A 763-nucleotide genomic window follows, 5' to 3' on the forward strand; every position below is an offset into this window, starting at 1 on the left:
GCCGCAGGGCCTGCCGATGCCGCCGAATACCGGCGACATGCCGCCGCCGCGGCTGCCGCCGGCCCCGGAGGACGATCCTGCGCCGCCGGCACGGGAGCCGGCGCCGGACATCGACGACGTGACGGGCCTGTGAAGACCGCCGGCCTCGCGCGGGGACCGCGGTCGCTGCGCGTGTGCCTGGGTCTGATCGCTTCGCTGGCGTCGGTGATGGGGGCCGACGCGGCCGAGCCGCTCACCGTCGAACGGCTCAGCGCCGACGGCTGGGAGATCGCCGGCTACACCGGCACCTTCGACAACCGGTCGTCCCTGATCCTGTTTCGGAAGAAGGACACGCAGTACCTAGTTCAGTGCTCGATCCTGTACGACGTGACCCGCAATCCGCGCGTGATCACCAACTGCTACGAGCTGCACTGAGCGGGTCGCGCCGGATCGGGTCGAACTTCGGCGGCCCGCACCCGTTGGCGTCCGACCGCAAGGAACGGACGAACCCATGACCCGTACGACGTTGACGCTCTCGGGCGCCCTGACCCTCCTGCTGGCCGGACCGGCCGCCGCGCAGGTGACCACCGGGGGCGCCGGCAATACCGGAGTCACCGCCCCGCCCACCACGGGCGGCGTCGGAGCCGGCACCGTGGGCAGCGGACCGGGCGCCCCGATCACCACGGGCACGACCGCCAATCCCAGCAACTCCTCCGTCCCGGGCACGACACCGGGGGTGAACATCGGCGGCACGCCGACGAGCGGCCCGCCCGGCACCGGCGGC

The 763-nt window shown here is 73.1% G+C and carries 2 protein-coding genes; both read left to right on the plus strand.

Features of this window, described 5'->3' with window-relative positions:
• Positions 1-171: 171 nt before the first annotated feature.
• Entirely contained in the window at positions 172-414 is a 243-nt protein-coding gene (locus tag FV228_RS31430; protein WP_246694111.1) for a hypothetical protein, read from the plus strand.
• Between the two features lie 76 nt (positions 415-490).
• A partial coding sequence (locus FV228_RS31435) for a hypothetical protein (protein WP_147857941.1) occupies positions 491-763 on the plus strand: 273 nt, incomplete at its 3' end.

Source organism: Methylobacterium sp. WL18 (assembly GCF_008040015.1).
Taxonomy (GTDB): domain Bacteria; phylum Pseudomonadota; class Alphaproteobacteria; order Rhizobiales; family Beijerinckiaceae; genus Methylobacterium; species Methylobacterium mesophilicum.